This window comes from Pusillimonas sp. SM2304 (assembly GCF_031628915.1).
Taxonomy (GTDB): domain Bacteria; phylum Pseudomonadota; class Gammaproteobacteria; order Burkholderiales; family Burkholderiaceae_B; genus Pusillimonas_C.
Genome location: NZ_JAVLUJ010000003.1, coordinates 985878 through 992434 on the forward strand (window position 1 = coordinate 985878; position 6557 = coordinate 992434).

Genomic DNA, 6557 nt, shown 5'->3' on the forward strand with positions numbered 1-6557 from the left:
ATTAGAATGAATCTTCCATTACGGCTGCAGCTTAAGCTGTCTACCCCCGGCGCGGCTTGCCTTATATCAAGCGCGGCCGGTGTTGAATCATTGAGTGTACTATGGCGGGTAGCTCAAGACCCCCTGCGGACTCAGGACATGACACCCGACCTTGCTCCAAAAATCACCATTTCCGATTTCAATCAGTTGCTGCAAAGCCACCATCCCTTTGCCTCGGTGCTGAATATTGATGTACTGGAGATCGGGCACGGCACCGCCACACTGCAACTGCCCGACCGCAGTTCGCACCAGCGCCTGGGCGGCATGGTTGCCGGGCCGATGCTGATGGGCCTGGCCGACCTGTCGCTGTATGCGGCTATTGTCGGCGCAACCGGGAATGCGGAAGCGGTGACCGCCAGCCTGAGCATGAATTTCCTGCGCAAGACGCCGCCCGGCGGGGTGTTGGCACACGCCACCATACTTAAAACCGGCCGCATGGCCGCGGGCGAGGTCCTGCTGGTGCCCGTGGCGGGCGGCGAGCCGGTGGCGCAGGCCATCAGCACCTGGTCGCTACCGCGCAGCGCTTAAATGATCCACCAGCAAGCGCGCAGCGGGTGAAAGGCTTTCCCCGCCGCGAAAGCACAGGGCAAAGCGCCGTTGCGCCCAGTGGTCGGTAAGCGGAATAATGCGCAGATCGCGTGCCTGGACATAGGCCTGGGCAATCTCGACCGGAACAACGCTGATGGCCAGATTGGCCAGCACCACCCGAAGAACCGCATTCAGGTTAGAGACGAATACGCGCTCGATCAATGGCTTGCCGGCCCGCATGGCTTCCTGCTTGAGCATGCTCTGCACGGCGCTGGCGGACGACAGGCTCACCTGTTCGTAATCCAGCGTGGCGGCAAAAGGCAAGCGGGTGAAACGCGCCAGGGGATGGTCGGGATGCGTGACCACAGCAAGGCTGTCGCTGCGATAGGGCAGCGTCTGCAAGCCCTGAAAATCGGCGATGTCCCAGCATATGCCGACGGATGCCAGCCCGTCATTGATCCCGCGCACCACGTCCAGGCTCAGGCGTTCTTCAATATCGACCTGGATATTCAGATGCTCTGGTTGCTGCAGAAAGCCGGCCAGGTCATCGGCCAGTGATTCGGCCAGCACAGAAGCGCTGGCAAAAACCCTGACCTGCCCTTTTACGCCTGCGGCGTACGATTGCATATCGCGCCAGACGCGGTCGGCGCTGGCAAGCATGGCACGCGCATGCTCCAGCAGGGTTTCCCCGGCCGGCGTGGCCACTACCCCATGCCGGCGGCGGATCAAGAGCTTGACGCCCACGGCATCCTCGAGCGCCAGCAAACGCTTGCTGATCGCGGAACCCACAATGTTCGACTGCTCGCCCGCGCGGGCAATGCTGCGCGTCTCGCATACCGTGACGAACAGGCGCAAGGTGGTCAGGTCAAGATCGCGCATTACTCCCTCCATAAGCCATCGTGGGGCCTGGCGCCGGCACGCCGGGCTTGCGCCCCATCCATCAGCGCTGCCTTCATATGATATTCCGTATTGGAACATATTGGCTTCTTAATTGGCGCTTTCTTTGTTTTTAAGAATACCTAAAATAGACCTACGTCAAATCCAATATCTGCTTGAGGCTGCCTGCATGACTTCCTTTTATGCTTCTTCCCGTCCTCCCGCATCGTGGCCGCAACATGCCATTGTGCGCGAGGTAGGCTTGCGCGACGGCCTGCAAAGCATTGCCCGGCAGCTTCCCACCGAAAAAAAACTCGAATGGATGACGGCGGCCTATGCCGCGGGCCAACGCGAGATCGAAGTCGGGTCCTTTGTACCCGCCCGCCTGCTGCCCCAATTGGCCGACACGGGCGAACTGGTCGCCTTCGCCCGGCAGTTCCCCTTGCTGCGCACATCGGTGCTGGTGCCCAATCTGAAAGGCGCGGAACACGCCATTGCATCCGGCGCCCACCTGATGCTGATTCCCTTGTCCGCCAGCCATGCCCATAGCCTGGCCAATCTGCGCAAGACACCCGACGAAGTCGTGGCCGAGGTCGCCAGAATCCGCGCCGCTCGCGACGCCGCAGGCTCGCGCATGCTGATCGAGGGCGGCGTGGGAACCGCTTTTGGCTGTACGCTGCAAGGCCAGGTACAGCCCACGGAAGTCCTGCGTCTTGCCCAGGCCTTGCTGGATGCGGGGGCCGATCGCATCAGCCTGGCCGATACGGTGGGCTATGCCAATCCGGCCATGGTGGACAAGCTCTTCACCCTGGCGCTCCAGGCGGTGGGCGACCGGCTTCACGGCGCGCACTTTCACGATACGCGAGGCCTGGGGCTAGCGAACGTGGTGGCCGCGCTGGGAACCGGCATCACCCGTTTCGACGCCTGCCTGGGCGGTATCGGCGGCTGCCCGCATGCGCCCGGCGCCAGCGGCAACGTGTCGACCGAAGATCTTGTATTCATGCTCGAGGACATGGGCATCCAGACGGAATGCGATATGTCCGGACTGCTGGCCCTGCGCGGCCAGCTTGCCCAATGGCTTGCGGGCGAAACCCTGCACGGTTCCCTGTGGCGAGCCGGCCTACCCAAAACATTTGAACCCGCCACCCGTCCCGCCTTATCACGCTGCTGAACGCCATGACCCTATCCGCTGATTCGACCCGCCCAGCCACGTCCCAAGGCCTTGCAACGGACAGCCCTGGCATCTCCGGCGCCGCCCGCCGGCTACCGCTCAAAGGCCTGCGCGTCGTTGAGTTCACCCACATGGTGATGGGCCCCACCTGCGGACTGGTGCTGGCCGATCTGGGTGCGGAGGTCATCAAGGTGGAACCCGTGCAGGGCGACCGCACCCGTCATCTGCTGGGCGCAGGCGCAGGCTTCTTTCCCATGTTCAACCGGAACAAGAAAAGCATAGGCCTGGACCTGCATACACCGGAAGGCGTCCGTATCGCCCGCGAACTGGCGGGCTCGGCCGACGTGGTTGCCGAAAATTTCCGGCCCGGCATGATGCAGCAATACGGTCTGGACTACGCCACGCTGAGCGCAGCCAATCCGCGGCTGATCTATGCCAGCCTGAAAGGCTTCCTGCCCGGCCCCTATGCCTTGCGCACGGCGCTGGATGAAGTCGTGCAAATGATGGGCGGCCTGGCCTACATGACGGGCCGCCCGGGCGACCCCTTGCGGGCAGGCACCAGTGTCAACGACATCATGGGCGGCATGTTCGGCGCCATCGGCGTCATGGCCGCCCTAATCGAACGCGGCATCACCGGCCAGGGGCAGGAAGTGCAGTCGGCGCTGTTCGAAAACAATATCTTCCTGGTCGGCCAGCACATGCTGCAATATGCGATCACCGGCACACCGGCAGCCCCCATGCCCGAACGCATATCGGCATGGGCCCTGTACGATGTCTTCACCGTCAAGGACGGCGAGCAGATATTCCTGGCCGCGGTCAGCGACGCCCAATGGCAAGTTTTCTGCAATGCCCTTGGCTTCACCGATCTGCTGGGCCGGCCCGAACTTGCCAACAATAATGATCGCGTACGTGCAAGACCCAGCCTGCTGGCCGACTTGCGGACACGGCTGGCGGCCTACAGCGCGGCCGAGCTGGCGGCTATTTTCGAACAGCATGGCCTGCCCTTTGCACCCATCGTCAAGCCCGAAGAACTCTTCGACGATCCGCATCTGAAGGCCACAGGCGGGCTGGCCGACATACGCCTGACCGACGGCGAGCGCACGGGCCAGACCACCCAGGCGGCGCTGCTGCCGCTGAGCATGGCGGGAGAACGCCTGGGCGTACGCCTGAACCCGCCCTTGCTGGGCGAACAATCAGGCGAATTGCTGGCCCAGTTGGGCTACTCACAAGAAGCCATCCAGACACTGCGTGAAAAAGGCGCCATTGCCTGACGTACAGCACGGGCTTTTCCATAAAACAACAGGAGACAAACATGACAACAAGCATCAATATGACGCGCCGCCAGTTGCTGGCGGCGTTCGGCGCCGGCGCGGCGGCCGCGCCCTTTTCCGTATTCGCCCAGGCCGACCGCCCCATCAGCCTGATCCTGCCCGTCAGCCCCGGCTCGGGCGTGGACACCATCGTCCGGGCCGCCGGCCCTGCCTGGTCCAAGGCGGCCGGGCATACCGTCGTGATCGAGAACAAACCAGGAGCCGGCGGCATTCTTGGCACCTCGGCACTCGTCAAATCCACCCCGGACGGCTACACGCTGGGGGTCGTATCCAACAATCACGCCATCTTCCCCAGCGTATACAAGTCGGTGCCCTTCGATCCCATCGAAGACATCACGCCCATTTCCGTCATCGGATCGACACCTTTCCTACTGGTGGTCAACCCCAAGAACTTGCCGGCCAAAAATGTACCGGAGCTGATCGCCCTGCTCAAGGACAAGCCGGGCGATTACAACTATGCTTCCTCGGGCAACGGCACCGTCTTGCACATGGCCGCCGAGATGTTCAACAATCAGGCTGCTGTCGAGGCCCGGCACATTCCTTACAAAGGAAGCGGCCCGATGGCCAGCGCCCTGCTGGCGGGCCAGGTCGATTACGGCGTATTGTCGCTGCCGGCCGCCCTGCCTCATATCCAGAGCGGTGCGCTGCAGGCGGTGGGCTTGTGCGGCAAGAACCGCATCCCCTCGCTGCCCGACCTGCCCAGCGTGGCCGAACAAGGCTTGCCGGATTACGACATCGAAGGCTGGTTTGCGCTGATCGGGCCGGCCAAGCTGCCCCAGGAGACGGTCAAAGCAGCCTTTGCAGCCGTCAGCAAGGCATACACCGATGCCGAGGTCAAAAAAAGCATGGACCTGCAGGGCAATACGATCATCCTGATGCCGCCAGAAGAAAGCGACGCGTATTTCCGCTCGGAGCTGAAGAAATATGCCGCTATTGTGAAGGCCTCGGGCATGGAACTGCAGTAGCAAGGATAGGCGGCCGTGTCAGCTTGTGCTAACTTTGTCAGTTCACAATCCATTCCAATCCCAGAGAGACACTGCCATGCAATACCGACGCCTTGGTCGCAGCAACCTGAAAGTTTCAAGCCTTTGCCTGGGCACGATGATGTTCGCGGACCAGACCGATCTGGCCGAGGCAAGGAATATCGTGGCCTCGGCTCATGAGCACGGTATCAACTTTATCGATACGGCCGATGTCTACAGCAAGGGCGCCTCGGAAGAAATGGTGGGGCAACTGCTGGGCGCGGGCCGGGATGACTGGATTCTGGCGACCAAGCTGGGCAACAGCATGGGCAAGCAGCCCAACCATTCCCATTATTCGCGGCACTGGATGATACGCGAGGTGGACAACAGTCTGCGCCGGCTGGCAACGGGGCATATCGATGTGTTGTACATGCACCGGGACTTTCATGAAGAGAACCTTGAAGAGGCCGTCTATACGCTGGGCGACCTGATTCGCACAGGAAAGATCCGCGCTTTTGGCCTGTCGAATTTTCGCGGCTGGCGCATTGCCGAGGTAATGCGCCTGTGCGAGAAGCTGAATGTGCCGCAGCCGGTGGTATGCCAGCCTTACTACAATTTGCTGAATCGGGGCCCAGAGGTCGAGATTCTGCCTGCTTGCGCGCATTATGGACTGGGCGTGGTGCCTTATAGCCCGATTGCCCGGGGGGTGTTGACAGGCAAGTATCAGGTGGGGCAAACGCCGGCAGCCGGCAGCCGGGCGGCGCGCAATGATAAGCGGATGATGGAAACGGAGTTTCGCGAAGAGTCGCTGCTGATTGCGCAGCGCCTGCAGGCGCATTGCGAGGCGCGGGGTGTGAAGCTTGGGCACTTTGCGACGGCATGGGTGTTGGCTAATCGCCACGTGAGCGCGGTGATCGCAGGTCCGCGAACGCTGGCTCAACTCGAGGATTATTATCCGGCGGTGGATCTGTCGATCAGCGCCGAGGAAGAGGCGATGGTGGACGCACTGGTGACGCCGGGGCATGCTTCTACGCCGGGGTTCAATGATCCCAGCTATCCGTTTTTTGGGCGCTAGGCTTCACTGCTGCATGGGGTGTTGAACCCGGGCTGCTTGGGTCTGTGACGTGGTGCGTTCAGGTCTTATACATGCGTTGCCCAGACCTTTGCATGGGTTGTTCAGGTCTTTGAACACGGGCTGTTCGCTTGACCGGGGTATCGGGCTAGTCGAAGGCGGTTCCGGCCTGCGGCCTGAACTTCCCGAATTTAGCGCCGGGCCAGGGCGGCCGCGGAACTCATGCGCTCGGGCCAGTGGCCCGATAACGCGCATTCGAACAGCCGCGACCTTGAACCCCTGGCCCGGCGCTAAATTCGGCGCCTTCGAAAACCGCCCTCCACCCCGGTCAACCGGACAGCCCTGTAAAGCGTCTGATTGGCTGAACCCATTGATGGGACTGCACCCGGCGAATGGACTGAACCCTTCGCTGGGCCATGGCGTCTTGATTGAACGCCCATGATTTAACGTTCGTGGCTCGAAGCACATGGTATTTGGGCGGTCATGCCCTGCATTGCATGACCTCAAGCGTGGGTGAATGCTGACTGTTTGACCTCTGGATTGTTTGACTTCTGAGCAGGTACCCAGGCCACCCATCC

The 6557-nt window shown here is 61.7% G+C and carries 6 protein-coding genes; 5 read left to right on the forward strand and 1 reads right to left on the reverse strand.

Going from position 1 to position 6557, the window contains the following annotated elements; translation table 11 throughout:
- The first annotated feature begins 138 nt into the window (after positions 1-138).
- Positions 139-567, forward strand: a complete 429-nt coding sequence (locus RE432_RS19560) for a PaaI family thioesterase (protein ID WP_310935186.1) — start codon at positions 139-141, stop codon at positions 565-567.
- Here the strand turns inward: RE432_RS19560 and RE432_RS19565 are convergent.
- Positions 550-1446 carry a LysR family transcriptional regulator gene (locus RE432_RS19565; protein ID WP_310935187.1) on the reverse strand — a complete coding sequence of 299 codons (897 nt, stop codon included), beginning with the start codon at positions 1444-1446 and terminating at the stop codon, positions 550-552. The genes RE432_RS19560 and RE432_RS19565 overlap by 18 nt on opposite strands.
- Positions 1447-1633: 187 nt before the next feature.
- Between RE432_RS19565 and RE432_RS19570 the strand changes: the two genes are divergently transcribed.
- The 4 genes from RE432_RS19570 to RE432_RS19585 all read left to right on the forward strand — a co-directional run bounded on the left by RE432_RS19570 (position 1634) and on the right by RE432_RS19585 (position 5982).
- Positions 1634-2614, forward strand: coding sequence for a hydroxymethylglutaryl-CoA lyase (locus RE432_RS19570; protein WP_310935188.1), 981 nt, complete (start codon positions 1634-1636; stop codon positions 2612-2614).
- A gap of 5 nt (positions 2615-2619) precedes the next feature.
- On the forward strand, positions 2620-3885 hold the full coding sequence (locus tag RE432_RS19575) for a CaiB/BaiF CoA-transferase family protein (RefSeq protein ID WP_310935189.1): 1266 nt from the start codon (positions 2620-2622) through the stop codon (positions 3883-3885).
- 41 nt (positions 3886-3926) lie between these two features.
- Positions 3927-4910, forward strand: a complete 984-nt coding sequence (locus RE432_RS19580; protein ID WP_310935190.1) for a tripartite tricarboxylate transporter substrate binding protein — start codon at positions 3927-3929, stop codon at positions 4908-4910.
- Between the two features lie 76 nt (positions 4911-4986).
- The gene (locus tag RE432_RS19585; protein ID WP_310935191.1) at positions 4987-5982 is read left to right on the forward strand and encodes an aldo/keto reductase; all 996 of its coding nucleotides are present in this window, start codon (positions 4987-4989) and stop codon (positions 5980-5982) included.
- Positions 5983-6557: the final 575 nt, after the last annotated feature.